24 protein-coding genes are annotated in these 26,204 nt (G+C 71.1%); 11 read left to right on the top strand and 13 right to left on the bottom strand.

Annotated features, from left to right (window positions below):
* Window positions 1–33 precede the first annotated feature (33 nt).
* The gene (locus ACH41F_RS17360; RefSeq protein ID WP_391231614.1) at window positions 34–540 is read right to left on the bottom strand and encodes a GtrA family protein; all 507 of its coding nucleotides are present in this window, start codon (window positions 538–540) and stop codon (window positions 34–36) included.
* Window positions 541–702: 162 nt separating this feature from the next.
* On the opposite strand from ACH41F_RS17360, the gene ACH41F_RS17355 reads away from it, so the two are divergent.
* The 5 genes from ACH41F_RS17355 to ACH41F_RS17335 all read left to right on the top strand — a co-directional run bounded on the left by ACH41F_RS17355 (window position 703) and on the right by ACH41F_RS17335 (window position 5,280).
* A complete protein-coding gene (locus ACH41F_RS17355) occupies window positions 703–1,842 on the top strand; it encodes a 5-(carboxyamino)imidazole ribonucleotide synthase (RefSeq protein ID WP_391231613.1) in 1,140 nt (379 codons plus the stop codon).
* Entirely contained in the window at window positions 1,839–2,366 is a 528-nt protein-coding gene (purE, locus tag ACH41F_RS17350) for a 5-(carboxyamino)imidazole ribonucleotide mutase (protein WP_391231612.1), read from the top strand. The genes ACH41F_RS17355 and purE overlap by 4 nt, the downstream gene beginning before the upstream one ends.
* A gap of 5 nt (window positions 2,367–2,371) precedes the next feature.
* Window positions 2,372–3,550: a membrane dipeptidase gene (locus ACH41F_RS17345; protein WP_391231610.1), complete on the top strand. Its 1,179-nt coding sequence runs from the start codon at window positions 2,372–2,374 to the stop codon at window positions 3,548–3,550.
* 151 nt (window positions 3,551–3,701) lie between these two features.
* Window positions 3,702–4,061, top strand: a complete 360-nt coding sequence (locus ACH41F_RS17340) for a MerR family transcriptional regulator (protein ID WP_391231609.1) — start codon at window positions 3,702–3,704, stop codon at window positions 4,059–4,061.
* 100 nt (window positions 4,062–4,161) lie between these two features.
* Window positions 4,162–5,280 (top strand): membrane dipeptidase, encoded by a 1,119-nt coding sequence (locus tag ACH41F_RS17335; RefSeq protein WP_391231608.1) that lies wholly within the window; start codon window positions 4,162–4,164, stop codon window positions 5,278–5,280.
* A gap of 24 nt (window positions 5,281–5,304) precedes the next feature.
* On the opposite strand, the gene ACH41F_RS17330 is transcribed toward ACH41F_RS17335, so the two are convergent.
* Both ACH41F_RS17330 and ACH41F_RS17325 read right to left on the bottom strand, forming a co-directional pair.
* Entirely contained in the window at window positions 5,305–5,685 is a 381-nt protein-coding gene (locus ACH41F_RS17330; RefSeq protein WP_391231607.1) for a VOC family protein, read from the bottom strand.
* A 49-nt stretch (window positions 5,686–5,734) separates the two neighbouring features.
* Window positions 5,735–6,094, bottom strand: coding sequence for a VOC family protein (locus tag ACH41F_RS17325; RefSeq protein WP_391231606.1), 360 nt, complete (start codon window positions 6,092–6,094; stop codon window positions 5,735–5,737).
* A gap of 95 nt (window positions 6,095–6,189) precedes the next feature.
* Here ACH41F_RS17325 and ACH41F_RS17320 point away from each other — a divergent pair, with 95 nt between their 5' ends.
* Window positions 6,190–6,690: a CGNR zinc finger domain-containing protein gene (locus ACH41F_RS17320; RefSeq protein ID WP_391231605.1), complete on the top strand. Its 501-nt coding sequence runs from the start codon at window positions 6,190–6,192 to the stop codon at window positions 6,688–6,690.
* Window positions 6,691–6,906: 216 nt separating this feature from the next.
* Here ACH41F_RS17320 and ACH41F_RS17315 read toward each other — a convergent pair whose 3' ends face one another.
* Window positions 6,907–8,250, bottom strand: a complete 1,344-nt coding sequence (locus ACH41F_RS17315) for a nucleotide sugar dehydrogenase (protein WP_391231604.1) — start codon at window positions 8,248–8,250, stop codon at window positions 6,907–6,909.
* A 191-nt stretch (window positions 8,251–8,441) separates the two neighbouring features.
* On the opposite strand from ACH41F_RS17315, the gene ACH41F_RS17310 reads away from it, so the two are divergent.
* The gene (locus tag ACH41F_RS17310) at window positions 8,442–9,599 is read left to right on the top strand and encodes an acyl-CoA dehydrogenase family protein (RefSeq protein ID WP_391231603.1); all 1,158 of its coding nucleotides are present in this window, start codon (window positions 8,442–8,444) and stop codon (window positions 9,597–9,599) included.
* Between the two features lie 61 nt (window positions 9,600–9,660).
* Here ACH41F_RS17310 and ACH41F_RS17305 read toward each other — a convergent pair whose 3' ends face one another.
* Window positions 9,661–10,209 (bottom strand): hotdog domain-containing protein, encoded by a 549-nt coding sequence (locus tag ACH41F_RS17305; RefSeq protein WP_391231602.1) that lies wholly within the window; start codon window positions 10,207–10,209, stop codon window positions 9,661–9,663.
* A 119-nt stretch (window positions 10,210–10,328) separates the two neighbouring features.
* Between ACH41F_RS17305 and ACH41F_RS17300 the strand changes: the two genes are divergently transcribed.
* Complete coding sequence (locus ACH41F_RS17300) at window positions 10,329–11,621, top strand: LCP family protein (protein ID WP_391231599.1); 1,293 nt, start codon at window positions 10,329–10,331, stop codon at window positions 11,619–11,621.
* Window positions 11,622–11,693: 72 nt separating this feature from the next.
* On the opposite strand, the gene ACH41F_RS17295 is transcribed toward ACH41F_RS17300, so the two are convergent.
* From ACH41F_RS17295 to ACH41F_RS17285, 3 genes are all read right to left on the bottom strand, one after another.
* Window positions 11,694–12,194, bottom strand: coding sequence for a CbrC family protein (locus ACH41F_RS17295; RefSeq protein ID WP_391231598.1), 501 nt, complete (start codon window positions 12,192–12,194; stop codon window positions 11,694–11,696).
* A gap of 72 nt (window positions 12,195–12,266) precedes the next feature.
* Window positions 12,267–12,626 (bottom strand): four-helix bundle copper-binding protein, encoded by a 360-nt coding sequence (locus tag ACH41F_RS17290; RefSeq protein WP_391231597.1) that lies wholly within the window; start codon window positions 12,624–12,626, stop codon window positions 12,267–12,269.
* A gap of 169 nt (window positions 12,627–12,795) precedes the next feature.
* On the bottom strand, window positions 12,796–14,238 hold the full coding sequence (locus tag ACH41F_RS17285) for an LCP family protein (protein ID WP_391231596.1): 1,443 nt from the start codon (window positions 14,236–14,238) through the stop codon (window positions 12,796–12,798).
* Window positions 14,239–14,365: 127 nt separating this feature from the next.
* Between ACH41F_RS17285 and ACH41F_RS17280 the strand changes: the two genes are divergently transcribed.
* The gene (locus tag ACH41F_RS17280; RefSeq protein WP_391231594.1) at window positions 14,366–15,394 is read left to right on the top strand and encodes a glycosyltransferase; all 1,029 of its coding nucleotides are present in this window, start codon (window positions 14,366–14,368) and stop codon (window positions 15,392–15,394) included.
* A gap of 133 nt (window positions 15,395–15,527) precedes the next feature.
* On the opposite strand, the gene ACH41F_RS17275 is transcribed toward ACH41F_RS17280, so the two are convergent.
* The 5 genes from ACH41F_RS17275 to ACH41F_RS17255 form a co-directional block, all read right to left on the bottom strand.
* The gene (locus tag ACH41F_RS17275) at window positions 15,528–17,072 is read right to left on the bottom strand and encodes an LCP family protein (RefSeq protein ID WP_391232326.1); all 1,545 of its coding nucleotides are present in this window, start codon (window positions 17,070–17,072) and stop codon (window positions 15,528–15,530) included.
* Window positions 17,073–17,332: 260 nt separating this feature from the next.
* Window positions 17,333–18,940, bottom strand: coding sequence for an LCP family protein (locus tag ACH41F_RS17270; RefSeq protein ID WP_391231592.1), 1,608 nt, complete (start codon window positions 18,938–18,940; stop codon window positions 17,333–17,335).
* Window positions 18,941–19,117: 177 nt separating this feature from the next.
* Window positions 19,118–20,866: an LCP family protein gene (locus ACH41F_RS17265; RefSeq protein WP_391231590.1), complete on the bottom strand. Its 1,749-nt coding sequence runs from the start codon at window positions 20,864–20,866 to the stop codon at window positions 19,118–19,120.
* Window positions 20,867–21,097: 231 nt separating this feature from the next.
* Complete coding sequence (locus ACH41F_RS17260; RefSeq protein ID WP_391231589.1) at window positions 21,098–22,441, bottom strand: LCP family protein; 1,344 nt, start codon at window positions 22,439–22,441, stop codon at window positions 21,098–21,100.
* 170 nt (window positions 22,442–22,611) lie between these two features.
* Window positions 22,612–23,367: a TIGR03089 family protein gene (locus ACH41F_RS17255; protein ID WP_391231588.1), complete on the bottom strand. Its 756-nt coding sequence runs from the start codon at window positions 23,365–23,367 to the stop codon at window positions 22,612–22,614.
* A 128-nt stretch (window positions 23,368–23,495) separates the two neighbouring features.
* Here ACH41F_RS17255 and ACH41F_RS17250 point away from each other — a divergent pair, with 128 nt between their 5' ends.
* Window positions 23,496–24,932 carry an N-acetylmuramoyl-L-alanine amidase gene (locus ACH41F_RS17250; RefSeq protein ID WP_391231587.1) on the top strand — a complete coding sequence of 479 codons (1,437 nt, stop codon included), beginning with the start codon at window positions 23,496–23,498 and terminating at the stop codon, window positions 24,930–24,932.
* Window positions 24,933–25,086: 154 nt separating this feature from the next.
* On the top strand, window positions 25,087–26,169 hold the full coding sequence (locus ACH41F_RS17245; RefSeq protein ID WP_398836440.1) for a sugar phosphate nucleotidyltransferase: 1,083 nt from the start codon (window positions 25,087–25,089) through the stop codon (window positions 26,167–26,169).
* Window positions 26,170–26,204: the final 35 nt, after the last annotated feature.

Raw genomic sequence — 26,204 nt, 5'->3', positions numbered from 1 at the left:
GGTCCGCCCCTCCGCCCCTCCGCCCCTCCGGCCCTACGGCACGCGCTGGCCGGGCCGGGGCCTGGTCACGGTCGCCTCTTCCAGGAAGGACTCGGCGCTGGCCACGGCCTCCCTGACGGGCAGGGCCTTGAAGACCCAGCTGCGGTAGGACCAGAAGCGGAACAGGGTGGCGATGCCGATGCCGACGAACTTGAAGACGTTGCTCTGCAGCGGGCTGTCCCAGCCGAAGCCGTAGGTCGCGGTGTAGAGCACGCCGTTCTCGATGACCAGGCCGACCGCGCTGAACAGCAGGAACAGGGTCAGTTCCTTGGTGCGGCCGCTCTTGTCGCGGTCACGGTAGGTGAAGTAGCGGAAGCCCACGTAGTTGAAGGCGATCGCGACGACCGTGGCGATGACGCTGGCCCGGACCACCGGCAGCTCGGTGAGGTGCCGGACGAGGTTGAACACCAGGAGGTTGACCAGCAGGCCGGCACCTCCCACGGCGCCGAACTTGGCGACCTCTCGGAAGAACCTTCGCAGTCCTGAGGAACCTGGTCCCATGGTCGTGCAGGCCCCCAGTCGGGTCGGTCAGCGGGTTTCGTCAACCCAGCCATGCTAACCATCCCCCTTCCCGGTTGCCCGTGGACCAGGCCACAGAGCTGGAAAGAGGCTCATAGCAGGAGCGGAATCCGGCCGCCGTGGCGCGGCCGATACCCTAGGCGTGTGACGTTCCCGGTAGTCGGCATGGTCGGCGGGGGGCAGCTCGCTCGTATGACACACGAGGCGGGCATCCCGCTCGGCATCAGGTTCAAGCTCCTCAGTGACACCCCTCAGGATTCCGCGGCGCAGGTCGTAGGCGATGTCGTCATCGGCGACTATCGCGATCTCGACACGCTGCGTGACTTCGCGAGGGGCTGTGATGTGATCACCTTCGATCACGAACACGTACCCACCGAGCACCTCAGGGCGCTGGAGGCGGACGGCATCCCCGTGCGTCCCGGGCCCGACGCTCTCGTGCACGCGCAGGACAAGGGCGTGATGCGGGCGAAGCTCGTCGCGATCGGGGTGCCGTGCCCACGGCACAGGATCGTGAGCGACCCGCAGGACGTGGCGGCCTTCGCGGCGGAGGGCGACGGCTTCCCCGTCGTCCTCAAGACCGTCCGCGGCGGCTACGACGGCAAGGGCGTGTGGGTGGTCGACAGCGTCGAGGAGGCCGAGGACCCCTTCCGGGCCGGCGTCCCCGTGCTCGCCGAGGAGAAGGTCGACTTCGTCCGCGAGCTCGCCGCCAACGTCGTGCGCTCCCCGCACGGCCAGGCCGTCGCCTACCCGGTCGTGGAGTCCCAGCAGGTGAACGGCGTCTGCGACACCGTGATCGCCCCGGCTCCGGACCTGGAGGAGTCCCTCGCGCTCCGGGCCGAGGAGATGGCCCTGAACATCGCCAAGGAGCTGGACGTCGTCGGCCACCTCGCCGTCGAGCTGTTCCAGACCCGCGACGGCCGCATCCTCGTCAACGAACTCGCGATGCGCCCGCACAACTCGGGGCACTGGACGATGGACGGCGCGATCACCTCCCAGTTCGCCAACCACGTCCGCGCGGTCCTCGACCTCCCCCTCGGCGACCCGCGCCCGCGCGCGACGTGGACGGTCATGGCCAACGTCCTCGGCGGGGACTACCCGGACATGTACTCGGCGTACCTGCACTGCATGGCCCGCGACCCCCAGCTGAAGATCCACATGTACGGCAAGGACGTGAAACCCGGCCGCAAGGTCGGCCATGTCAACACCTACGGCGACGACCTGGACGACGTGCTGGAGCGCGCCCGTCACGCTGCCGGCTACCTGAGAGGCACGATCACCGAATGAGCCCCGTTGTTGGCATCGTCATGGGGTCGGACTCCGACTGGCCCGTCATGGAGGCCGCCGCCCAGGCGCTCGACGAGTTCGAGATCGCCTACGAGGTCGACGTCGTCTCCGCCCACCGCATGCCCCGCGAGATGATCGCGTACGGCGAGGAGGCGGCCGGCCGTGGCGTCAAGGTGATCATCGCGGGCGCGGGCGGCGCCGCCCACCTGCCCGGCATGCTCGCCTCGGTGACCCCGCTGCCGGTCATCGGCGTCCCGGTGCCGCTGAAGTACCTCGACGGCATGGACTCGCTGCTCTCCATCGTGCAGATGCCGGCCGGGGTCCCGGTCGCCACCGTCTCGGTCGCCGGTGCCCGCAACGCCGGCCTCCTCGCGGCCCGCATCCTCGCCGCCCACGACGAGGAACTCCTCGGGCGCATGAAGGAGTTCCAGCAGGAGCTGAACGACCAGGCCACCGAGAAGGGCAGGCGGCTGCGCGCCAAGGTCGAGGGCTCGGGCAACGGCGGCTTCGGCTTCGGGAAGTGACGGCCGTGAGCGCGAGGGAGACAGCCCGGGAACTCCTCGCCGAGTTCCCGGTCGTCGACGGCCACAACGACCTGCCCTGGGCGCTGCGCGAACAGGTCCGCTACGACCTCGACGCCCGGGACCTCGCCGCCGACCAGAGCGCCCACCTCCACACCGACCTCGCGCGCCTGCGGGCCGGCGGGGTCGGGGCGCAGTACTGGTCGGTGTACGTCCGCTCGGACCTGCCCGACGCGGTGCCGGCGACGCTGGAACAGATCGACTGCGTACGGCAGTTGATCGACCGGCACCCCGCGGACCTGCGGGCCGCGCGGACGGCGGCGGACATGGAGGCGGCGCGGGCGGAGGGCCGTATCGCCTCCCTGATGGGGGCCGAGGGCGGCCACTCCATCGCCAACTCCCTCGCCACGCTCCGCGCGTTGTCCGCGCTCGGCGTGCGCTACATGACCCTCACCCACAACGACAACAACGACTGGGCGGACTCCGCGACGGACGAGCCGCGCGTCGGCGGGCTGTCGGCCTTCGGCCGGGCGGTGGTGCGGGAGATGAACCGCGAGGGCATGCTCGTCGACCTCTCGCACGTGGCGGCGACGACGATGCGGGACGCGCTGGACGCCACGCTCGCGCCGGTGATCTTCTCCCACTCCTCCTCGCGGGCCGTGTGCGACCACCCCCGCAATATCCCGGACGACGTCCTGGAGCGGCTGTCCGGCAACGGCGGCATGGCGATGGTGACGTTCGTGCCCAAGTTCGTGCTCCAGGCCGCGGTCGACTGGACCGCCGCCGCGGACGAGAACATGCGCGCCCACGGCTTCCACCACCTCGCGACCACCCCGGACGCGATGAAGGTGCACCGCGCCTTCGAGGAGCGCCACCCGCGCCCGATCGCCACCGTGTCCACGGTCGCCGACCACCTGGACCACATGCGCGAGGTGGCCGGCATCGACCACCTGGGCATCGGCGGCGACTACGACGGCACGGCCTTCACCCCGGACGGCCTGGACGACGTCTCCGGCTACCCGAACCTGATCGCCGAGCTGCTCGACCGCGGCTGGTCCAGGTCCGACCTCGCCAAGCTCACCTGGCAGAACGCGGTACGGGTGCTCGGCGCGGCGGAGGACGTGGCGCGCGACCTCCAGGCGACGCGCCCGCCGTCCAACGCCACCATCGAGTCGCTGGACGGCTGAGCGCCGGCCGCGTCGAGGGCGGGGCGGTCGGTGCGACCGGCGCCCCGCCCCCGTACGCCCGTCATGCTCCCGCCGGCGGCGGGTTCCGGCGGGTTCGTCAGGACCGTACGCTGGAAGCTGACATCCGTGTCAGATTCAGGACGAGGTGGCCATGCGGATCGGCGAACTGGCCCGGCGCACCGGTGTGAGCGAACGGTCGCTGCGCTACTACGAGACCCAGGGGCTGCTGCGGGCCGACCGCACCCCCGGCGGGCACCGGGACTACCCGGAGGCGGCCGTGGACCGGGTCATCCGCATCCAGGAGCTCTTCGCGGCCGGACTGCACAGCGGCAAGATCGCGCAACTGCTGCCCTGCATGCGGGACGCGGACGGCGGGCCCTCGGCCGTCGCGACCCCGAGACTGGTCGACGACCTCGCACGCGAGCGTGAGCGCATCGACCGCATGATCGCCGACCTGGTCCGCTCCCGGGACACGCTCGACGAGGTCATCCAGGTGGCCAGGGGCGGCTGAGTACCCCCGAACGCCCCACCCACCGAGAAGCCCTCCGCGCCCCGTGCGACGGTGACCGTACTGCTGATCATGTCGACGATCACGACGTACGGAGCCCGCCATGGCAGACCTCCAGGACGAACTGCACACCACCAGCGAGGTCGGCGAGCTCGACGCCCTGCCCGACCCGTTCGCCGCCCCGGCGCCCTACACGCCCGTCTCCGACCCGGACACCGCACCCCTGGAGCGGGCGCACGCGATCCTCGACGCACACCCCGTCGCCGACGGCTACAGCGGACTGCCCTGGGCCCTGCGCCACCTGCCCTGGTACGACCTGGAACTCGGCGAGAGCGCCGTCGACACGGACGTGCCGCGCCTGCGCGAGGGCCACGTCGCCGCGCTGTTCTGGTCGCTGCACCTGCCCGAGAGCATCGGCGGCGACCGGGCCGTCGGCGCCACCCTGGAACAGCTGGACCTGGTGAAGACCGTCGTACGGGCCCACCCCGAGGGCCTGCGGCTGGCCCGGACCGCCGGGGAGACCGCCGACGTACGGCACTGCGGCCGGGTCGCCGTGCTGCTCGGTCCGGCCGGCGCCCCCGCCCTCGGCGACTCGCTCGGCATCCTGCGCTCCCTGCACGCCCTCGGCCTGCGCGTGCTCACGCTGTCCGGGGTGAGCTGGGCGAGCGAGGCGGGACTGACCCGGTTCGGCGAGGAGGTGCTGCGCGAGATGAACCGCCTCGGTGTCCTCGCCGACCTCTCCGGCGCCTCCGCCGACACCGTCCGCCGCGCCCTCGCCGTCTCCAAGGCGCCGCTGGTGTGCACGCGCTCCGCCGCCCGCGCCCTGCGGCCCCACCCCGCGAACCTCCCCGACGAGCTGCTCGTCGCCCTGGGCGCCGCCAAGGGCCTGTGCATGGTGCCGCTCACCGCCGAGCAGACCGGCCCGTCCGTCCGGGACGTCGCCGACCACCTCGACCATGTGCGCACCCTCGCGGGGCCCGAGTGTGTGGGCCTGTCCGGCACCTACGACGCCGGCACCGCCCACCCGCAGGACCTCACCGACGCCTCCTGCTACCCGCACCTCATCGCCGAGCTCCTGCGCCGCGACTGGTCCGAGTCCGACATCGCCCTGCTGACCTGGGGCAACGTCCAACGCGTCCTGCGCGGCGCCGACTTCACGGCCCGCGCGGCCCAGGAGCGCCGCGAGCCGTCGACGGCGAAGATCTCCGACCTGGACGGCTGAACCACCAGGCCGAGCGGCGCCGCCCTACGGGTGCTCGATCCGGCACAGGCAGAACGGATGCCCCGCCGGATCGGCGTACACCCGGAAGTCCTCCTTGTCCGCCACGAGCAGGGGCAGCGCCCCGAGTTCGAGCACCCGCCGCTCGGCCGCGTCGACCTCGTCCCAGGTGGACCCGGCGTCGAGGTCGAGGTGGAACTGCTGCGAGTGCTCCGGGGACGGCCACTGCGGCGGGACGTACCCCGGTGCCGCCTGGAAGGCGAGCCGTGGCACTCCGGGCGCCTCCAGGACCACCCAGTCCTCCTCCTCCACGCGGGGCGTGCCGCCGACGATCGCCGCGTAGAACTGGGCGAGCAGCAGCGGTTCGGGACAGTCGATCACGACGGAACGGAAGCGTGCCACGGTCACTGCGGACCCTCCTCGGTCAGTGGCCCGGGGCTTCGGTGTTCCCCGGGGTTCAGCAGGCGCACAGGCAGAACGGGTGCCCAGCGGGGTCCGCGTACACACGCCAGGTGCGGGAGCGGTCGGCGGCGTCCAGGGTCGTCGCGCCGAGCGCCAGCACCTCCTTCTCGGTGGCGTCCAGGTCCTCGACCGTCAGGTCCAGGTGGAACTGCTGGGAGTGGTCGGGCGAGGGCCAGCGCGGCGGGGTGTACCCGGGTGCCGCCTGGAAGGCGAGCGACTGGCCGCCGGGCACCTTCAGGTCGACCCACTCACCGTCCCCCTCCACGGTGCCGCCCAGGATCTCGGCGTAGAAACCGGCCAGGGCGCGCGGGTCCGGACAGTCCAGGACGACGACGCCCAGTTTGGCGAGAGCCATGACTTCCTCCTCGAAGCATGCGATCGGTTACCCATAGAGGCGGGTAACCGGTAACGGTTACTGCATGCTGCCGCATCAGGGGTAACGTCGCAAGCATGAGTGAGAGATCGGCCGCGCCGGGGGGCCTGGCTCTGGTGGAGTCCCTGGTCAACACCCTCGACATCGAGTCGGGCGCCGACGCGCTGGACACGGCCGAGGGCAGGACCCGCCTCGGCGTCCCGGACGACGACCTCGAAGCCGCCCGTGAACTGCGCGAATCACTCCGGGCCACCCTCCTCGCCCACGCCGGCCACCCCCCGCACCGCACGGTGACCCCGCTGGGCGAGCTGCTCGCGGCGGCCCCGCTCGTCGTCACCGTCGACGACGGCGACGGCTCCGCCGCGCTCACCGCCACCGACGGGCGCCCGCTGCTCTCCCGGGTCGCGGCGGCCGTCGCCGAGGCACTGGTCGCGGGCACCTGGCTGCGCCTGAAGGCCTGCGAGGCCGACGACTGCCACTGGGCCTACTACGACCGCAGCCCCGCGGGCCGGGGACGCTGGTGCTCCATGCAGGTCTGCGGGGCGCGCGCGAAGATGCGCCGCTACCGGGCCAAGTAGCCGCACCCGGGACTTGGGAGGTCACCCCTCCCCGGGTGGCGAAGTGGGGCAGAATGCGGAAAGACGCCGGTTCGGCCGACTGAGCCTCGGCCGAACCGGCGTCACCTCGCAGCGGCGGCCGCCCCGGCCTCGACCTGGACCGCGGCCGTGCCGTCGACGCCCCCCGCACCGCTACCAGTCGGAGTCGCCCCGCACCGCCACCAGCCGGCGTCGCCCCTAGGCCCTCGGCCGGCCCATCGCGCGATACGTCCAGCCCGCCTTGCGCCACAGCTCCGGATCCAGGGCGTTGCGCCCGTCCAGGATCAGCCGGGTCGCCGCGACCGAACCCAGCGCCTCCGGGTCCAGCTCCCGGAACTCCCGCCACTCCGTGAGGTGCAGGACGACGTCGGCGCCGCGCACCGCCTCCACGGCCGAGTCGGCGTAGCCGAGCGTCGGGAAGAGGCGGCGGGCGTTGTCCATGCCCTTGGGGTCGTAGACGGTGACCTGGCCGCCCTGGAGGTGGATCTGCCCGGAGACGTTCAGCGCGGGGGAGTCCCGCACATCGTCGGAGTCCGGCTTGAAGGTGGCGCCGAGCACCGCGACCCGCTTGCCCAGGAAGGAGCCGCCGCCCAGCGCCTGGCGGGCCAGCTCCACCATCTGACCGCGCTGGCGCATGTTGATGGAGTCGATCTCGCGCAGGAACGTCAGCGCCTGGTCCGCGCCCAGCTCACCGGCGCGCGCCATGAAGGCCCGGATGTCCTTCGGCAGACAGCCGCCGCCGAAGCCGATCCCGGCCCGAAGGAACTTCTTCCCGATCCGGTCGTCGTACCCGATGGCCTCCGCGAGCTTGGCGACATCGCCGCCGGCGGCCTCGCACACCTCCGCCATCGCGTTGATGAAGGAGATCTTCGTGGCCAGGAAGGAGTTCGCCGAGGTCTTCACCAGCTCGGCGGTCGGGAAGTCGGTCACCACGAACGGCGTGCCCTCGCCCGTCGGCGTCGCGTACACCTCCCGCAGCAGCTTCTCCGCCCGCTCGCTGCGGACGCCGACCACGATCCGGTCCGGGTGCAGGGTGTCGTCGACCGCGAAGCCCTCGCGCAGGAACTCCGGGTTCCAGGCCAGCTCGGCGTCCGCACCCGCGGGCGCGTGCTCGGCGAGGTAGGCCGCGAGCCGGTCCGCGGAGCCGACGGGGACGGTGGACTTGCCGACGACCAGGGCGGGCCGGGTCAGGTGCGGCGCCAGCGAGGCGAAGGCGGCGTCGACGTACGACATGTCACAGGCGTACTCGCCGTGCCGCTGCGGGGTGTTCACACAGACGAAGTGGACGTCCCCGAACGCCCCCACCTCGGCGAAGTCCATCGTGAACCGCAGCCGCCCGGTCGACCCCTCGATCCCGGCGACATGCTTGCGCAGCAGCTCCTCCAGGCCCGGCTCGTACATCGGGACCTCGCCCCGCTGCAACATCTCGATCTTCTCGGGAACGACGTCGAGCCCCAGCACCTCGAAACCGAGCTCGGCCATGGCCGCGGCGTGGGTCGCGCCGAGATAGCCGGTGCCGATCACGGTGATCTTGAGGGCCATGGATGCTCCAGGGGGTCTGCGTCGTTCGATGCGCTGACCGAGCATAGTCGGGGCGTGCGGGCGGGTTTTCCCGGGCAACTCTTCCCCTGTCGCCAAGCTCACGTATCACTCCCGTGAGCGGACCCCTAAAATTTGAGTTACTTAACGGTAATTAGCGTCGGAACCGCAGCGCATTTGGAGCGTGAGACACCTTGGCCGGATCGGCTGACTTCGACCTGTACCGCCCGTCCGAGGAGCACGACATGCTCCGCGACGCCATCCGATCGCTGGCCGAGGCGAAGATCGCGCCGTACGCCGCCGCGGTGGACGAGGAGGCCCGCTTCCCGCGCGAGGCCCTCGAGGCGCTGGTCGCGAACGACCTGCACGCCGTGCACGTACCCGAGGAGTACGGCGGCGCGGGCGCGGACGCCCTCGCCACGGTGATCGTGATCGAGGAGGTCGCGCGCGTCTGCGTGAGCTCCTCCCTCATCCCCGCGGTGAACAAGCTGGGCTCGCTGCCGGTGATCCTGTCCGGCTCCGAGGAGCTGAAGAAGAAGTACATGACCCCGCTCGCCAAGGGCGACGGCATGTTCTCCTACTGCCTGTCCGAGCCCGACGCGGGCTCCGACGCGGCCGGCATGAAGACCAGGGCGGTCCGCGACGGCGACCACTGGATCCTCAACGGCGTGAAGCGCTGGATCACCAACGCGGGCGAGTCCGAGTACTACACGGTGATGGCCGTGACGGACCCCTCCAAGCGCTCGAAGGGCATCTCCGCCTTCGTCGTGGAGAAGTCCGACGAGGGCGTCTCCTTCGGCGCCCCCGAGAAGAAGCTCGGCATCAAGGGCTCCCCGACCCGCGAGGTCTACCTCGACAACGTCCGCATCCCCGCCGACCGCATGATCGGCGAGGAGGGCACGGGCTTCGCCACGGCGATGAGGACCCTGGACCACACCCGCATCACCATCGCCGCCCAGGCCCTCGGTGTCGCCCAGGGCGCCCTCGACTACGCCAAGGGCTATGTCCAGGAGCGCAAGCAGTTCGGCAAGGCGATCGCCGACTTCCAGGGCATCCAGTTCATGCTCGCCGACATGGCCATGAAGATCGCCGCCGCCCGCGCCCTGACCTACCAGGCCGCGGCCGCCTCCGAGCGCGGCGACTCCGACCTCACCTTCCAGGGCGCCGCCGCCAAGTGCTTCGCCTCGGACGTGGCCATGGAGGTCACCACGGACGCGGTCCAGCTCCTGGGCGGGTACGGATACACGCGGGACTACCCGGTGGAGCGCATGATGCGCGACGCCAAGATCACACAGATCTACGAGGGCACGAACCAGGTCCAGCGCATCGTCATGGCGCGCAACCTGCCGTAACGGCCCACGCGACAAGGGCGCCCACGGACCTCCGCGGGCGCCCTTTCCCCTGTCAGGGCGCTCAGTCCTCGAACCCCTCCGCCGCCCGCTTCTCCCGCAGTTCCTTGATCGCGCGGCGTCGGGCCAGGCGGTGCGTGCGGCGGATCTGGGCCTCCTGGTAGCGGCGCTTGTCGCGCTCGGTCTCCGGCAGGACCGGCGGCACCGTGCGGGGCTTGCCGTCGGCGTCCACCGCGGCGAAGACGAGGTAGGCGGAGCCGACCTGGGTGGCCGGGTCGGACTCGTTCCAGCGCTCGGCGAGCACTCGGACCCCGACCTCCATCGAGGTCCGCCCGGTCCAGTTGACCTGGGCCTTCACATGGACGAGGTCGCCGACGCGGACCGGCTCCAGGAAGACCATCTCGTCCATGGACGCGGTGACGGCGGGCCCGCCGGAGTGGCGCCCGGCGACCGCGCCCGCCGCGTCGTCGACCAGCTTCATGATCACGCCGCCGTGCACCGTCCCCAGCAGGTTGGTGTCGTTGTGGGTCATGATGTGGCTGAGCGTGGTGCGGGACGCCGAGGTGGGCTTGCCGGGGAGGTCGGAGTCCGTGGAGGAGGCCTGGTCTGTCATGGCCTCCACCTTATGCCGAGGTCACATCAGCGACTTTTGTGTTGGGTTCGCAACAGCAGTGCCCTGATTTTCCTACGACCCTTGTAAAGGGCACAGCCGTTCCCTGCACACTGGGCCCCATGAGTGATTGGCCCGAGGCAAGGTCCGACGAGAACCGCGGCAACCGGTACGGACGCGGCAGCGCGAGCGCACAGCCGGAAGGCGCACGCGCGATGCGCCAGGTCCGCCGGTCCGCCTCGGGCGCGTACGGGGGCGGTCCCGGCCAGTCCGCGCCGCCGCACGCGGGCGGGGTGCCGCAGCAGCCGTCGTACGTCAACGGCGGCTACAGCGAGGAGCCCGCGGGCGGCTACGACAGCGGATACAACACCGGCCAGGTCTACGGCGGCGGTGGACCCGGCGGTCCGGGCCGCACGCGTGAGCCGGGCGCCGCGCCGAACTGGCGTCGCCGGATCAAGTGGACGGCGATCACCGTCGTGACCGTCGTGGTGGTGACGACGATCGGCACGTACTTCTGGGCCGACTCCAAGCTCAACCGCGAGGTCGACCTCTCCAAGGTCATCGACCGGCCCGACGGGGGCGAGGGCACGAACTACCTGATCGTCGGTTCCGACAGCCGCGCCGGCATGTCCGCCGAGGAGAAGAAGAAGCTGCACACCGGGTCCGCCGAGGGCAAGCGCACGGACTCGATGATGATCCTGCACACCGGCAGCAACGGCGACACGTTGATCTCCCTGCCGCGTGACTCGGACGTGGAGATCCCGTCGTTCGTCGGCTCCGAGTCCGGCAAGACGTACAAGGGCACGGGCCGGCACACCAAGCTCAACGCGGCGTACGCCGAGGACGGGCCCGAGCTGCTGGTCCGCACGGTCGAGTTCAACACCGGTCTGCGCATCGACCACTACGTCGAGATCGGCTTCGCGGGCTTCGCGAACATCGTGGACGCGGTCGGCGGCGTCGAGATCACCATCCCGAAGGGCGGCATGAAGGACACCAAGTCCGGTGCCGACTTCGAGGCGGGCAAGCAGACCCTGAACGGCGAGGAGGCCCTGGCCTTCGTCCGTACCCGGTACGCCCTGAAGGCCTCCGACCTGGACCGCACGAAGAACCAGCAGAAGTTCCTCGCCGCCCTCGCCAACCAGGTCGCCACCCCGGGCACGATCCTGAACCCGTTCAAGCTCTACCCGACCATGGGTGCCGGCCTCGACTCCCTGATCGTCGACAAGGACATGGGCCTGTTCGACCTCGCCGAGATGTTCTGGGCCATGAAGAGCGTCAACAGCGGCGACGGCAAGTCCATGAACATGCCGATCGCGGGCACCTCGGGCGGCAACCTCGTCTGGGACAAGGCGAAGGTCAAGCAGCTGGTTCAGGAACTGAAGAACGACGAGAAGGTCACCGTCTCGGGCAACTGAACCGTCCCGGGAGCGAAGGCCTGGCGGTGCCGAGCGCACCGCCAGGCCTTTCGTACGGCGGCCACGGGCCGGTCACGTGAAGTCCGCGTACGCCAGACGCCGGTCGCAGTGCAGGCAGGCGAAGAGGTACGCCGTGGGCTGCCCGTCGGCGTCCAGCGCGGCGCAGAACTCCTCGCCGAACTCCGCCACCAGGTCCGCCAGGGCGTCCGGGTGCCGCCGTACCTCCGCCGCGCCCGCCCGGCCCAGGAACGCCGCCGCGTCCTGGCAGTGCGTGAGCCACCGCTCCTGCTGCCAGCCGTGGAAGCCGGGGGTGCGCCGGTCGACCTCCAGCCGTACGGCCATCGGCACCGGCCCCTCGGCCTCCGTGAACTGCGCCTCGTACCGTTCGGCCGCGCTCCCGTCCGCCAGGCACCACGGGCACAGGGCGCCGGCGGGATCGGTGACCGCGAACACCGGCCCGGCGTACGCGAAGCCGCGCCGCTGCCCGCAGCAGTCGCACACCGCGTCGGAGGGGACCACCGAGCCGGTGGCGAGGGGGTCGGGGTGGTAGCGGAACACGGGCAAGGCGGTCATGAGGAGCAGCCTGCCCCACCACGGTTCAGGGGCACCCCGCAGGGTGCCCCTGGAGCGGACTCGGGACCGGTGTCACATGGTGGCGCCCGCCATCGTCCGGCACATCTCCGCGCAGCGGCGACACGCCTCGGCGCAGCGCATCATCTGCTCGTCGTCCGGCATGGCCATACACGCCTCCGCGCACATCTCGCAGGCCCTGGCGCACATCGCGCACATCTCGGCCGACATCGGTGAGCGGCGCATCATCATGTCCGCGCACATCCGGGTCATCTCGGAGCAGTCCATCAGCGCGCGCATGATCTGCATCTGGGCCTGGCCGCCCATCTGCAGGCAGGAGCTCATGGTCTCCTCGCACACGCTGTGGCAGGACATGCACGCCTCGACGCAGTCCTGCATCGCCTTGCTCATCGCGGTCGTTCCGGGCTGGGTCATGGCTTCTCCTCGGGGGTGAGGGAGCCCGGGGCGGGCCCCGTCGCCTTCCGTCCTACGCCTGCCGGGCGCCGGGCGCCATCGGGCGGACGGCACCAATCCGCGACGTAACCGGCGCACCCGCGCGGACCAGGCCATTTCGGAAGGAAGGGGCGGGAAGGTCGGTGCGTGCTTACAGGCACCCCACCTCGTCCCCCGTCACCACCCCGAACTCTCCCTGGTACGGATCGTCCGCCCGTACCTTGCGCACCTTCTGGAAGTCGGCCCCGGCGACCACCTTCAGTACCGGCCCCTGTCCCTTCACCGGGCGCAGTTCGCTGCCCGGGAGGGCGGCGGCGAGGGACTTGGCGGAGCGGTCCCAGCGGGGGTCGTAGGCGACGACCGTGCGCGCGAGGGTGCGGTCGGCGGCGTTCACGGGCTGGCGGGTGGTGCGGAAGCCGGTCGCGGCCAGTTCCGCGTCCACGCGTCGGCCGAGGCCGCCGGTGGCGGTGCCGTTCTCGACCTGCACCCGGATCTGCTGCGGGGCGACCGCCACGCGTACGGCCTCGCTCTTCGGCCTGTGCGCGGCCAGCGGCCGGTCCTCGCGCAGGGCCTCGAAGAGGCGGCCGGACTTCTTCGGGTCCCATTTCAGGGTGGAGCCGACGCCCTGCACGGCGTAGCCCATCTGCCCGATGGGGACCGTGGTGAACTCCGAGGAGGAGGGGGAGAAGCTGCGCATCGCCCGGCCCAGGTCCAGCAGTTCGTCGGTGCCGAAGCCCTTGTCGGCGCGGACCGAGCCCAGCACGGCCCGGGTGATGTCCCGGAACTTCATCGGGTTGAGCAGGATCCCGGAGGAGGTGGCCCGGTCGATCAGCGCGGCCATGAACCGCTGCTGGCGCTTCATCCGGCCGAGGTCGGCGGCGCCGTCGATGTGCCGGGAGCGGACGTACTGGAGGGCCTCGCCGCCCATGAGGGTGTGGGTGCCCGCGGGGAGGTCCAGGCCGGTGTAGGAGTCCTTGAGCGGCTCCGCGGTGCAGATCTTCACGCCGCCGACGACGTCGACGGTCTTCATGAAGCTGGTGAAGTCGACCTCAAGGTAGTGGTCGATCTTCACGTGGGTCATGTTCTCGACGGTGCGCACGGTGAGGTTCGGGCCGCCCTCGGCGTACGCCGCGTTGATCTTGATGGGGTGGCCGTGGTGCTCCTCGCCGGTGGTCTGGTCGGTGTGCGGGGGCGTCATGGCGTACGAGTCGCGCGGCAGGCTCACCACGCTGGCCCGCTCCCGGTCCTCCGAGATGTGCACGATCATGATCGTGTCGGTGCAGTGGCAGGGGGCGCCGCCGAGCCGGTACTTCTGCCGCTCGGCCTCGGTGATCTTGTCCCGGCCGTCGGTGCCGACGAGCAGGACGTTCATGCCGTGGCCGGCGCGGGGCCGGTTCTTCATGTCCTTGAAGGGGTCCACGCGCGCGATGTCGTCGTCCAGGCTGGAGAGCACCCCGTGTCCGATCCCGGCCGAGGCGAGGATCACCACGGAGAGGGTGGTGATCGCGCGGGCGGCCCAACGCGGCTTCCGCCGTCGTACGGGCGGGCGCCTGGGCCGGGTGGCGGCGGGGGAGCGGCGGGGCGGCGTGGACATGGGGGGCACCTCCGCTGGGGCCGTACGTGGGATCTTCAGCACCGTAGGCCCATACGATCTGCGACCACCGGCACCGCCCCGGGCGGGGCGCATCGGTGTCCCCCGTTCGCGGTAACGTGAGCCCCCTATGAACGCCAAGCCCGACGTGCAGCTCCCCGCCGTGTCTGTGATCATGCCGGTCCTCAACGAGGAGCGGCATCTGCGCGGAGCCGTCCAAGCGATCCTCGCGCAGGAGTACGCCGGCGAGATGGAGGTCGTGATCGCCCTCGGTCCGTCCACGGACCGTACGGACGACATCGCCGCCGAGCTCGTCCGGGAGGACCCGCGCGTCCACACCGTCCCCAATCCGACCGGCCGCACGCCCGCCGCCCTGAACGCCGCGATCAAGGCCTCCCGCCATCCGATCGTCGTCCGGGTCGACGGCCACGGCATGCTGTCGCCGAACTACATCGCCACCGCCGTACGGCTCCTGGAGGAGACCGGCGCGCAGAACGTCGGCGGCATCATGCACGCCGAGGGCGAGAACGCCTGGGAGCAGGCGGTCGCCGCCGCGATGACCTCGAAGATCGGCGTCGGCAACGCGGCCTTCCACACCGGTGGCGCGGCCGCCCCCGCCGAGACGGTCTACCTGGGTGTCTTCCGCCGCCAGGCCCTGGAGCAACAGGGCGGCTACAACGAGGAGTTCATCCGCGCCCAGGACTGGGAGCTGAACTTCCGGATCAGGGAGGCCGGCGGGCTGATCTGGTTCTCGCCGGAGCTGAAGGTGTCCTACCGACCGCGGCCGTCGGTGCGGGCGCTGGCCAAGCAGTACAAGGACTACGGCCGCTGGCGGCACGTCGTCGCCCGCTACCACGCCGGTTCCATCAACCTGCGCTACCTCGCCCCGCCGGCCGCGGTGTGCGCGATCGCGGCGGGCCTGGTGGTGGGCGCGACCCTGACCCCGCTCGGATTCGTGATCCCCGGCGGCTATCTCGCGGGGATCGTGCTCGGCTCCCTCCCGGCCGGCAAGGGCCTGCCGCTGAAGGCGCGGCTCCAGATCCCGGTGGCCCTCGCCACCATGCACATGTCGTGGGGCTGGGGCTTTCTGACCAGCCCGAGGTCCCTGGCCCGCAAGGTCATCGCCTCGCGACGGCCGGCGGTGCTGACGGAGGCGTAGCGGCCGAGGACGACCGAAGGCCCCTTCCCCGGACACCGGGGAAGGGGCCTTCGCCATGACTGACGGCCGGTGCGGCTCAGCCGCGGGTCGGCGGCCAGGACATGCCCGGCGCCGACGATGTACGGCTCGGCCGCTACCAGGTGTAGTCGGGGTTGACGTGCATACAGGCCTTGGTGTCCGCGCCGTTGAAGGTGTCCTCCGACTCGGGCAGCGAGTCGTCCTTCTTCGCCGCCTTGTACGTCGTCCCCGAGCGCCAGTCCGCGCCGACGACCAGGGTGACCCCGGAGACGTCCGTCGACTTCTTCACCGAACTCAGCGGAATCCCGAGGGACTTGGCGATGCGCTGGGCGTCGCCCTCCAGGTCGGCGCTCGGGTAGCGGACGATGGTGGTGGCCCGGCTGGGTGCCACCGAGGAGTCCGAGGTGGCCGCGCCGAAGCCCTTGCCGACGAGGAGCTCGGTCACGTCGCTCGCCCGTCCCGGCACCGCCGCCTGCGTGCTGGTGCGGGTGCCGTTCTGGACCTGCACGGCGATCTCCCCGTCGGCGGCGGCCGGGTCGTCGGAGGTCTCGTCCTTCTTCTTGTCCTTGCCGTCGAGCGCGATGTCCTCACGGACCAGCCGGAAGACCTTCTTGGCCTCCTCCGGCTTGGGCACCACCCGGTTGCCGTCCGAGGCGTACTGCCACGGCATGGTCGTCATGGTGATGCGCTCGGTGGGGACCTTGCGCAGCTCGTTGCTCAGGTCGTACAGCTTGGTGACGCTGCCCAGCCCCTCGTCCACCGTGAGCGCCTCGGTGGCCGTCTCGGCGAGCTTGCGCAGCTTGTTCGGGCTGCTCAGGGTCGCGTTCTCGCGCAGCTGGCGGACCATCGAGTTCATGTACTGGTGCTGGGCCTTGGCCCGCGCGATGTCCGTGTTGTCCTCGAAGCCGTACCGCGTGCGCAGCCACTGAAGGGCCTGCTCGCCCTTGATGGGGGTGGTGCCCTTCTTCAGCTTCAGGCCGGAGCCGTGGCCGTTGGAGGTGTGGGAGTGGATGTTGGCGTCCACGCACACCGGTACGCCGCCGATCGCGTCCGCCATCGACACCACGCCCGCGAAGTCGACCATGATGAAGTGGTCGATGTGGATGTCGGTGAGCTTCTCCCAGGTCGCCACCGTGCAGCCGGGGCCGCCGCGGCCGAGCGAGTCGTTGGTCATCGCCGAGGTGAGCGCCGAGTAGACCTTGTCGTCGTCGGGGTCGGTGCACTCCGGGATGTCGACCAGGGTGTCGCGCGGCATGCTGACCACCGACATGTTGCTGCGGTCGGCCGAGAGGTGCAGCAGCATCTGGACGTCCGCGCGCGGCGCGGTGTTGTACGTGTCCTTGGCGCCGCCGAGTTTCTGGTTCTCCTCGTTGTCCCGCGCGTCCGAGCCGATCAGCAGGATGTTCAGCGGGGTCTGCCCGGCGGCGTTCGCCTCTGTCCTGGCCGCCCTGTTCTCCTCGTCACCGAGGTTCAGGTCGTCCTTCCTGAGGTTGTCGTTGAGGTGCCGGTAGTACAGGTACCCGGCGCCCGCGGTGCCGAGTACGACCACCGCCAGCACGATCGCCGTCCAGCGCAACACCCGCCGCCCCCGGCGTCCTTTGCCGCGGCTTCCTTTGCCGTGTGCGGCCGGCGGCTTGGGTTCCCGCGGTGTGAGGGACATCGTGTCCTCGACCGCGGGCACCTCTCCGCGCACGCTCTGCGCCAACTCCTTGCCTCCCCACCCTGCGCCGGACGGACTGCCGAGCCTCCCCAAGCCCGGCGGCCGGCTGTGTGCCTGGTCCGCCTCGTCGGAAGCGTACGCGAGAACCGTTGTCGAATGCGCTGTCGAGGCGCTGTCCGATGCCGGGGACGTGAGGAGGCCTCATCCTTCCGCGCACACTTAGGAGTTGGCTGTGGGGAGCCCGGGCCACCCTCGGAAGATCACCAGCGATACGGCTTGTACACGTCCATGCACTGACCGCTGTCCGCGCCGTTGATCTCGTCGGCGTCCTTCGGGAGGTCCCCGGCCTTCGGGGCGGACTCCTTCGGATAGGTCGTGCCCTCGCGCCAGTCGGCGCCCACCAGGAGGGTGACGCCGGAGACCTCGGTCGACTTCTTCACCGAACTCAGCGGAATCCCGAGGGACTTGGCGATGCGCTGGGCGTCGCCCTCCAGGTCCGCGCTCGGATAGCGCACCACGGTCCGGTCCTCGGCGAGCGTCGCCGAGGTGTCCGCCGACGCCCGGGCGAAGCCCTTCTCCTGGAGCAGCCCGCTGATCGTCCGCGCGCGGCCGGAGACCGGGGCGAGGGTGCTGGACCTGGTGGCGTTCTGTACCACGACACCGATCTCGTCGTCGGCGGCCGCCGGGTCCTCGGAGAGCTTCTCCTTGGCCTTCTTCTGCTTCTTGCCCGTGCCGTTGTCGTCGAAGGGCACGTCGTCGCGGAGCATCTGCCACATCTTCTCGGCGCCGCCGGGCGCCGGGAGCAGGTGGTTGCGGTCCGCCGTGTCCTCGACGCTCGGCATCGTCGTCATGGTGATCCGGTCCGTCGGCACCGACTTGAGCTGCTTGCCCAGGTCGTACAGCTTCTTCACGGAGCCGATCTCCTCGGAGACCTTCAGGGAGGTCGTGGCCGCCTCGGCGAGATCCATCAGACGCCCGCTGTCGGTGAACACGTTCTGGCTCTTCAACGTGCGGATCATGGAGTTCATGTACATGTGCTGCGCCTTGGCGCGGCCCAGGTCGCTGTAGAAGGCGTGGCGGGTGCGCAGCCACTGCAACGCCTGCTTGCCCTTGATCTCCTTGCGGCCGGCCTCCATCCGCAGACCGGAGCCGCCGGGCACCCCGGGCAGCGGGCGGTCGTGGACGTTCTGGTTCACACAGACCTCGACGCCGCCGACGGCGTCCGCCATGCTCACCACGCCCGCGAAGTCGATGGTCATCCAGTGGTCGATGTAGACCCCGGTGAGGTTCTGCCAGGTGGCCAGGGTGCAGCCGGCACCGCCGCGCGCCAGCGACCGGTTGATGATGTCGTTGGTCGCCGGATAGGTCTCACCCGTCTCGGGGTCCGTGCACTTGGGGATCTCGACGCGGGTGTCCCGCGGGATGCTCACCACCGCGGCACTCCTGCGGTCCGCGGCCAGGTGGATCAGCATCTGCACGTCGCCCAGCGGCGGGTTGGAGCGGGTGTCCTTGCTCCCGCCGAGCTTCACGTTCTCGTCGGAGGCGCGGCTGTCGGAGCCGATCAGCAGGATGTTCAGCGGGGTCTGCCCGGCGGAGTTGGGCGCGCTCTTCCTCGCCTTGGAGTCGCCGCTGCTGCGCTCGCCCTTGTCGATGTTGCCGTTCAGGTGCTGGTAGTACAGGTACCCGGCGCCGGCGGTGCCGAGTATCAGCACCGCCAGTGTCGTCGCGGACCATCTCAGCACGCGGTGCCTGCGACGCGGCCGTGCCCGGCGTCTGCCAGGTCTGTCCCCGCCGCCCTCCCCGGACCCCGCCCGAGCCTGCGGAACACCCCGTCGCGCTGCTTCCCCCTGCACACTGTTCTGGGTCATCTTTCCGTCCCCTCCCCACCCTCGCAGCACTGAACAGGCCTGCCGTACGCCCTGTTAGACGTACGACAGGCCTGCCAGGTCACACTTCACATGGTCAACACGCGCTCAACTCAGCCGGCGCAGGTGACCTCGTCCGCGCTCGACTCGGCGCGCACGTGACCTCTGTCCGCGCTCACCTCAGCTCGCGCACTTGACCTCGTTGGCCGTGGTCTTCTGGACGTCCGGGGTCTCCGCCGAGGAGGAGTTCAACTTCACCCCGGCCCCCTTGAAGTCCTCGCCCAGCGTCAGCGTCATCGTCGGCAGACCCTGGGAGTTGGTGACGCTCTCGCCCGGCTTCAGCGCCGACCCCGACAGCCCCATGATCGCGGCCAGCCTGCGCGCCTGGTCCGCCTGGTCGGGGGCGTACTCCAGGGTCGTCCTCGCCTGCCCCTTGTCGGCGTTGCCCGCGTTCTCCGACTTGGTCACGCCCTCTTCGGTCTGGAGGTAGGTGAGCTCCTCCTGGGCGCTGCCGCCCGGGGCGCCGCCGTTGAGGATGCGCACCCGCACCTCGGAGGCGTCCGACTTGGTGCCCTTCAGGCGGGCGGCGACCGCGGCTTTCTCCTTCTTCTCCTTGGCCTTGACCGCGGTGAAGGAGATGTCGTTCTTGATCATGTTGAAGACCTTCGGGGCCTTCGCGTCGTCGACGACGACGGTCGCCTTGACCACCTCGGCCGGGTTGTCCTTGACCGGGACGGTGGTGAAGGTGAGGTTCTTCATCGGCACCTTCTTCAGCTCCAGCGCCACGTCCTTGAGCGTGCTGGCCTTGCCGATGCCGGTGTCGACGGTGAGCGCCTTGGTGGCGGCGTTGGCCAGCTTGATCAGCTTGGTCGGGCTGGTGAGGGTGTCGCCGGAGGTCATCTTGCGCATCAGCGAACTCATGAACTGCTGCTGCACCTTGATGCGGTCCAGGTCGCCCTGGTTGCCGAAGCTGTGCCGGGTGCGGACGAAGGCGAGCGCCTGCTCGCCCTCGATGGTGTGCTTGCCCGCGGAGAGCTTGAGATGCGAGTCGGGGTCGTCGACGTCCTTGGCGAGGCAGACCTCCACGCCGCCCACGGCGGTCGTCAGCGTCTTCACCGCGTTGAAGTCGGCCATCGCGAAGTGGTTGACGTCGATGCCCGTGAGCTCCTCGACCGTCTTCATGGTGCAGCCGGGGTTGCGGCCGTCCTGCCCGAGACTGGTGTTGAAGCGGACGTTCTGCGTGCCGGCGATGACCCCGTCCTCGCCCTCGCAGTCCGGCACGTCGACGATGAGGTCCCGGGGGATGCTCATCGCGGTCGCGTTCGTACGGTCCTTGGAGACGTGCAGCAGGATGTTGGTGTCGGCGTGCCCGACGCTGCCCTTGTCGCCGTAGCCCTCGTTGCCCGACCCGGTCCGCTTGTCGGTGCCGATGATCAGGATGTTGAAGGCCTCGTCCTTGCTGAAGCCGTCGTCCGCCACGTTGCCGACGTCCTCGGTGGTGACGTTCCCCTCAAGGTGCTTGAGGTACAGATAGGCGGCCCCGGCGGTGCCGACCAGGACGAAGGCCATGACGCCCCCGGTCCACAGCACGGCCTTCTTCGCCCTGGCCTTCTTCTTGACCGGCCGCCGGTTGCGGCGCCCCGGCAGCGGCTCCTCGGGCGGCGCGCCACGGCGTCTGCGCGGTGGCGGCACGTCCCGGCCCGGCGCCTCGGCGGGCGCCGTACGTCCCGGTGCCGCCGACCGGCCACGGGCGGCCTTGGCGGGGGCGTCCGCGCCCCGGGAGCGGGGTGCGGCTCTGCGGGGTCCCGGCACCGCTGACTGCGGTGCGGAAGGAGTCAGTCGCAGTTCGTATTCGCCAGTGCGCGGATTGAGTACCCACTGGTCTGCGGGGTCGATGTCGTCCGCCCGCCCACGGCCTTGCGCGTCCACGGTTGTCTGAGTCCTCCGTCGGGGCCACGCGGCGCCTTCCCCCTCAAAGGCGCTCGGGTCTCGGTCACACAGTGCCCGACCCGAGGAAGCCCTCGCAGTCGGATGCACAGGATCGCTCACACTATCCGCCCAGTTCAGCGTCAAGCGACGACGGTGACAAATTCCACGTCCCTACAACTGGTCAATCCGCCCCATTTCCTTGGACACCTGTGCGTCGGCTTGGTCAGCGCTTTACTCGCAGGTGTCCTCGGCGGCGGTGTTCCCGCGGAAAGTCGGCGCGGGCGAGACGGCCGCCACGGGCTCGTCGGGCCGCTTGGCGCCCGGCTTTCCGTCGTAGTAACGGCCGTGGTCGTCGTAGTAACTGTCGAAGTACTCCTCGTAGTCGCGGTCCTCTTCGTGGTCGTCGTCGGACGACTCGGCGGGGGCATCCGCTTCTTCTTGCGAAACGTCGCTCGAATTGGGGCTTTTCGTCGCGGAATCCCGCGGAGTCTCCTCGCCGACCACCACCGGCGCGTCCGTGCGCAGCCGCTCGAACAGCGTCACCGCCTCGGCCCGCACGAGTTGGTCGCGGTTGGCGTCGTGGACGTACGGCTCCCGGGGGACGGTCAGGAACTGCACGCGGCGGGTGGGGATGTCCCGCAGCCCGCGCGCGAGGTCGTACAGGCCGCGCAGGTTCGCCAGATCGGGGTCGGTGGTCAGCGAGGAGGTCGCCGCGTCCAGCACCGGATAGAGCTTCACCGGATTGAGCAGGACGTGATTGCTCTGCACCTTGTTGACGAGCGCCGCGAGGAACCGCTGCTGCCGGTCCATCCGGTCGGTGTCGCTGCCGTCGCCGAGCGACTTGCGGGCCCGCACATAGCCGAGCGCCTGCTCACCGTCGAGCGTCACCCTGCCCGCGGGCAGCCGCAGCCGGGCGGCCTGGTCGCGGATGGGCTCGGCCAGGCAGATCCGGACGCCGTCGACCGCGTCGACCATGTCCTTGAAGCCGTGGAAGTCGATGACCACGTGGTGGTCGACGCGCACCCCGGTCAGCCTCTCCACGGTCCGGATCGTGCAGGCCGAACCGCCCGCCTGGAAGGCGTGGTTGAACATGGTGAACATCGGCTCGGTCCGGCTGCCGTCCGGGCGCCGGCAGCCCGGCACGTCCACCATCAGGTCGCGCGGCAGCGAGACGGCGGTGGCACTGCGCCGGCCGGCCGACAGGTGCAGCAGGATGGTGGTGTCCGACCGCTCGGTCCCCGAGTCCCGCCCGTAGCGCGCGTTGCCGTCGCCGGAGCGCGAGTCGGACCCGATCAGCAGGATGTTCTGGGCGTCCTTGACGAGGGCGGTGGGCCGCTCCTTCTCGTACCGGGCGAGCTCCGCGGCCGCCGCGTCGTCCGCCCTGATGTTCCCGTCGAGCTTGGCGTACACCGCCCACCCGGCCCCCACGGAGGCCACCAGGACCAGCCCCGCCCCGACCGCCCCGTACCGCAGCCACCGCCTGCGCCGCCGCCGCGTCAGCCCTCGCCCCGACGCGGACGCCCCCGTCCCCGGACCGAGGGTGCCTGGGGAGGGCGTACCTGCGGTGTCGGTCACGGCGGAATCCACCCCTCATGGCGTACGAGCGTGTGGTGCGGCTGCTCCTACGACCATGGCGCGGATGCCGGCTCCGAGGGGAGCGGTGAGGGGCCGAACGGGGGAGGGGAGGCACCGGACGCCCCACGGAACCGCGGGCACCCCTCATGGCCGGACGGCACCCCCGGCCCTCACCGAGCCGTGGCGGTCACCCGCTCGCTCTCGACCCGCTGCGCCAGCGACTGCTCACCCAGCCGCTCCAGGTGCCGGCACAGCACCACGGACCCGCCCGTGGCCAGCGGCGCGTACAACCCGGCGCGCAGCCCCTCCCAGGTGTCGTACGGCAGTCCCGACAGCAGCCGTGCCCCCGGGCCCGTCAGCCCCAGCCCGGCGGCCTCCGCGGTGGCCCGCTCGACGACCTCCGCCCCGCTGAACTCCCGCCCCGCCACGATCAGCGCGGGCTCGTCGGGGTCGACGGGCGCGAACGGGGCGAACCGGTCGCCCTGGCCCGGTACCTCGACGGCGTAGTCGGCGAAGCCGTCCGGGGTCTGCGGGAAGCGGCCCCCCAGCGGGCGCAGCGCGAGGGCGATCCGCGAACCGGAGCAGGCGCGGGCCGCGTCCAGTGTGTCGGGCCCGCTCACCACGAGGTCCGCGGCCTTCGGGTCGCCGCCCATGTCCGCGACCACGCCCACCGAGGAACAGGCCAGCAGCCACACCGCGGTCTGCCAGTGCGCGGGCAGCAGCAGGGCCACCCGGTCGCCGGGCTCCGCGGACAGCTCGCCCTGGAGCAGGTTGGCGGTCTTGGCCACCCAATTGGCGAAGGTCGCCACGGAGAGTTCGACGCGCTCGCCCGTGGCGTCGTCGTAGAAGGTCACCAGGGGGCGTCCGGCGTCCGCGGCGAGCGCGGAACGCAGCAGGTCGGCAGGGGTGCGGTCGGTGGTCGTCACCCGTGCAAGGGTACGCGGGGGCGGCGTCGCGCAGCGAGGGTCCGGGTCGCCGGTTCGGCCCAACGTCAGCCGACGACCCGTCAGTTCCCCGATGGCGGAAATGTCCCGTCCTGTCCAGGATCGTTGGCATGCGTGGATTTCTTGCTTCCTCGATCGGTGTCACGTGCGCGACCGCCCTCGCCCTTCCGCTGACCTCACCCGCCGCCGCGACCGTCGCGCGGCCGGTGCCGAACGCGGAGGCGCCCGTCGCCGGCGGTGCCCGCTCCCTGTCCGTCCCCGGCAGCACCCAGTCCCTGCCCCTCACCCCGCTCGCCGCCGACCGCGTCCTCGGCTCCGCCGCCGAACAGGGCCTGCCGGCCCGCGCGGTGCACCCCTTCTCGCTGGTCGGCGTCGTCTGGGACAACCCGGACACCGCCCTGCACGGCCGCGTCCAGGTACGCACACGCGCGCTCGCGTCCGGCACCTGGTCCGGCTGGCAGGACGTCGAGACGCACTACGGCGAGGACGGCGCCGACCCCGACGCGGCCGAGCGCGCCTCGGGCCGGGTGCGGGGGGCGACGGCACCGCTGTGGGTGGGGGAGTCGGACGGCGTGGAGGTACGCGTGCGTGCCGTCGCGCACCCGCAGGAGGGGGCGGTGGAGGGAGCCGGTGAGGAGGCGCGCGGGGAGTCGCGCGCCGCGGGCGCCGCCGCCCTGCCGTCCGGGCTGCGCCTGGAACTCGTGGACCCCGGCCGGGCCGCGCCCGAACGACACGCGCCGGCGGGCGGCACACGCGCCGTCGGTGGCCCCCTCGGCGGCGAGTCCACCGCCGCCTCCGCCGTGAACGCCGCCTCCGCCGCCAACGCCGGGCTCGCCCCCCTCGGCGCCCTGGAGATCCCCGCGCTCGACCGCGCGCGGACCGAACGGGAGCTCCTGGCCCTGCGGGGCGCCGCACTGACGGAGCAGCAGAGGGCCAAGCCGTTCATCGGGCCGCGCCCGAGTATCGTCACCCGGCGCGGCTGGGGCGCGGACGAGAAGCTGCGCGAGAAGAAGTTCGTCTACACCACGAAGGTCAAGGCGGCCTTCGTGCACCACACCGCCACCGGCAACGGCTACCGGTGTTCGCAGGCGCCCTCCGTCATCCGCGGTATCTACCGCTACCACGTCAGGAGCATGGGCTGGCGCGACATCGGCTACAACTTCGTCGTCGACAAGTGCGGGAAGATCTACGAGGGTCGGGCCGGTGGCGTGGCGAAGCCGGTCCTGGGCGCACACACTCTCGGTTTCAACACCAACAGCATGGGGATCGCCGTCCTCGGCACCTTCGGCGCGAGCCGCCCGTCCGCCGCGTCCGTGAAGGCGGTCGCCCGGCTCACCGCCTGGAAGCTCGGTCTCTTCGGCGCCAACCCGCGCGGCAAGACGTACCTGAAGTCGGGCGGTGGCAATCTCTACCGAAAGGGTAAGAAAGTACGACTGAACGTGATCTCCGGCCACCGGGACGGCTTCTCCACCGCGTGCCCCGGCTGGGAGCTCTACCGCAAACTCGGCACCGCCCGCTCGACCGCGGCCCGCTACCAGGGACGTTGACGAACCGCGGGGCCACGCCCAGGCACCTCCACCGCCGTCCGGGGGCACGCGGCGGACGCACCGCACCGCCGTCGAAGGCGCCGCACCACGGTCTGCATACACTGACCGGCCGAAAGACAGTTCGGCCGGTCACCGGCAGGAAGCGGAGACACAGGTGACAGAAGCGATCCTCCTGGTCGGCGGCAAGGGCACGCGACTGCGCCCGCTCACGGTCCACACGCCCAAACCCATGGTCCGCGCGGCCGGTGTCCCCTTCCTCACCCACCAGCTGGCCCGGGCGAGAGCGGCGGGCGTGGACCACATCGTCCTCGCCACCTCCTACCTGGCGGAGGTCTTCGAGCCGTACTTCGGCGACGGCTCAGCGCTCGGCCTGCACATCGAGTACGTCACCGAGGAGGAGCCGCTCGGCACCGGCGGCGCCATCCGCAACGTGGCCTCCCGTCTGCACTCCGCGCCCGACGACCCGATCCTGGTGTTCAACGGGGACATCCTCACCGGCCTCGACATCCGCGCCCTGGTGGCCACCCACGAGTCGACGGGCGCGGACGTCTCCCTGCACCTGACGAAGGTCACCGACCCCCGGGCGTACGGCCTGGTCCCCACGGACGCCACCGGCCGGGTCCTCGCCTTCCTGGAGAAGCCGCAGACCCCCGAGGAGATCGTCACCGACCAGATCAACGCCGGTGCCTACGTCTTCCGCCGCTCCCTGATCGACACGATCCCGGCGGGCCGCCCGGTCTCGGTCGAGCGCGAGACGTTCCCCGACCTGCTGTCGGCCGGAGCCCACCTCCAGGGCATGGTCGACTCCACGTACTGGCTCGACCTGGGCACCCCCGCGGCCTTCGTACGGGGCTCCGCGGACCTGGTCCTGGGCCGCGCCCCCTCCCCGGCCGTCCCCGGCCGCTGCGGCGACCGTCTCGTCCTGCCCACGGCCACCGTCGCCCCCGACGCCAAGCTGACCGGCGGCACGGTCGTCGGCGAGGGCGCCTTCGTCGCCGAGGGCGCCCGGGTCTTCGGCAGCACGATCCTGCCGGGCGCGGTCATCGAGCCGGGCGCGGTGATCACGGACTCCCTGATCGGCACCCGGGCCCGCGTCGGCGAGCGCTCGGTCCTGACCGGGACGGTCATCGGCGACGGCGCGGTCATCGGCGCCGACAACGAACTGCGCGAGGGCGCGCGGGTGTGGTGCGACGCGCGGATCCCGGCGGGGGCGGTGCGGTTCTCCTCGGACCAGTGATTCCAGCCCGTCCGGCGTTTGAGGACGAGGCCCGT

Source organism: Streptomyces sp. NPDC020489, assembly GCF_044386545.1.
In the GTDB taxonomy this organism is placed as follows: Bacteria; Actinomycetota; Actinomycetes; order Streptomycetales; family Streptomycetaceae; genus Streptomyces.
The sequence above is the reverse complement of the archived record's forward strand: the minus strand, read 5'-3'. Positions and strand labels throughout refer to the sequence as shown.

What these genes read in the sequence shown, in the direction of transcription:
- ACH41F_RS17360 (WP_391231614.1), bottom strand. Translation starts at nt 540, where the DNA reads ATGGGACCAGGTTCCTCAGGACTGCGAAGGTTCTTCCGAGAGGTCGCC.
- purE (WP_391231612.1), top strand. Translation starts at nt 1,839, where the DNA reads ATGAGCCCCGTTGTTGGCATCGTCATGGGGTCGGACTCCGACTGGCCC.
- ACH41F_RS17340 (WP_391231609.1), top strand. Translation starts at nt 3,702, where the DNA reads ATGCGGATCGGCGAACTGGCCCGGCGCACCGGTGTGAGCGAACGGTCG.
- ACH41F_RS17335 (WP_391231608.1), top strand. Translation starts at nt 4,162, where the DNA reads ATGGCAGACCTCCAGGACGAACTGCACACCACCAGCGAGGTCGGCGAG.
- ACH41F_RS17325 (WP_391231606.1), bottom strand. Translation starts at nt 6,094, where the DNA reads ATGGCTCTCGCCAAACTGGGCGTCGTCGTCCTGGACTGTCCGGACCCG.
- ACH41F_RS17320 (WP_391231605.1), top strand. Translation starts at nt 6,190, where the DNA reads ATGAGTGAGAGATCGGCCGCGCCGGGGGGCCTGGCTCTGGTGGAGTCC.
- ACH41F_RS17315 (WP_391231604.1), bottom strand. Translation starts at nt 8,250, where the DNA reads ATGGCCCTCAAGATCACCGTGATCGGCACCGGCTATCTCGGCGCGACC.
- ACH41F_RS17305 (WP_391231602.1), bottom strand. Translation starts at nt 10,209, where the DNA reads ATGACAGACCAGGCCTCCTCCACGGACTCCGACCTCCCCGGCAAGCCC.
- ACH41F_RS17300 (WP_391231599.1), top strand. Translation starts at nt 10,329, where the DNA reads ATGAGTGATTGGCCCGAGGCAAGGTCCGACGAGAACCGCGGCAACCGG.
- ACH41F_RS17295 (WP_391231598.1), bottom strand. Translation starts at nt 12,194, where the DNA reads ATGACCGCCTTGCCCGTGTTCCGCTACCACCCCGACCCCCTCGCCACC.
- ACH41F_RS17290 (WP_391231597.1), bottom strand. Translation starts at nt 12,626, where the DNA reads ATGACCCAGCCCGGAACGACCGCGATGAGCAAGGCGATGCAGGACTGC.
- ACH41F_RS17285 (WP_391231596.1), bottom strand. Translation starts at nt 14,238, where the DNA reads ATGTCCACGCCGCCCCGCCGCTCCCCCGCCGCCACCCGGCCCAGGCGC.
- ACH41F_RS17280 (WP_391231594.1), top strand. Translation starts at nt 14,366, where the DNA reads ATGAACGCCAAGCCCGACGTGCAGCTCCCCGCCGTGTCTGTGATCATG.
- ACH41F_RS17275 (WP_391232326.1), bottom strand. Translation starts at nt 17,072, where the DNA reads ATGTCCCTCACACCGCGGGAACCCAAGCCGCCGGCCGCACACGGCAAA.
- ACH41F_RS17270 (WP_391231592.1), bottom strand. Translation starts at nt 18,940, where the DNA reads ATGACCCAGAACAGTGTGCAGGGGGAAGCAGCGCGACGGGGTGTTCCG.
- ACH41F_RS17250 (WP_391231587.1), top strand. Translation starts at nt 23,496, where the DNA reads ATGCGTGGATTTCTTGCTTCCTCGATCGGTGTCACGTGCGCGACCGCC.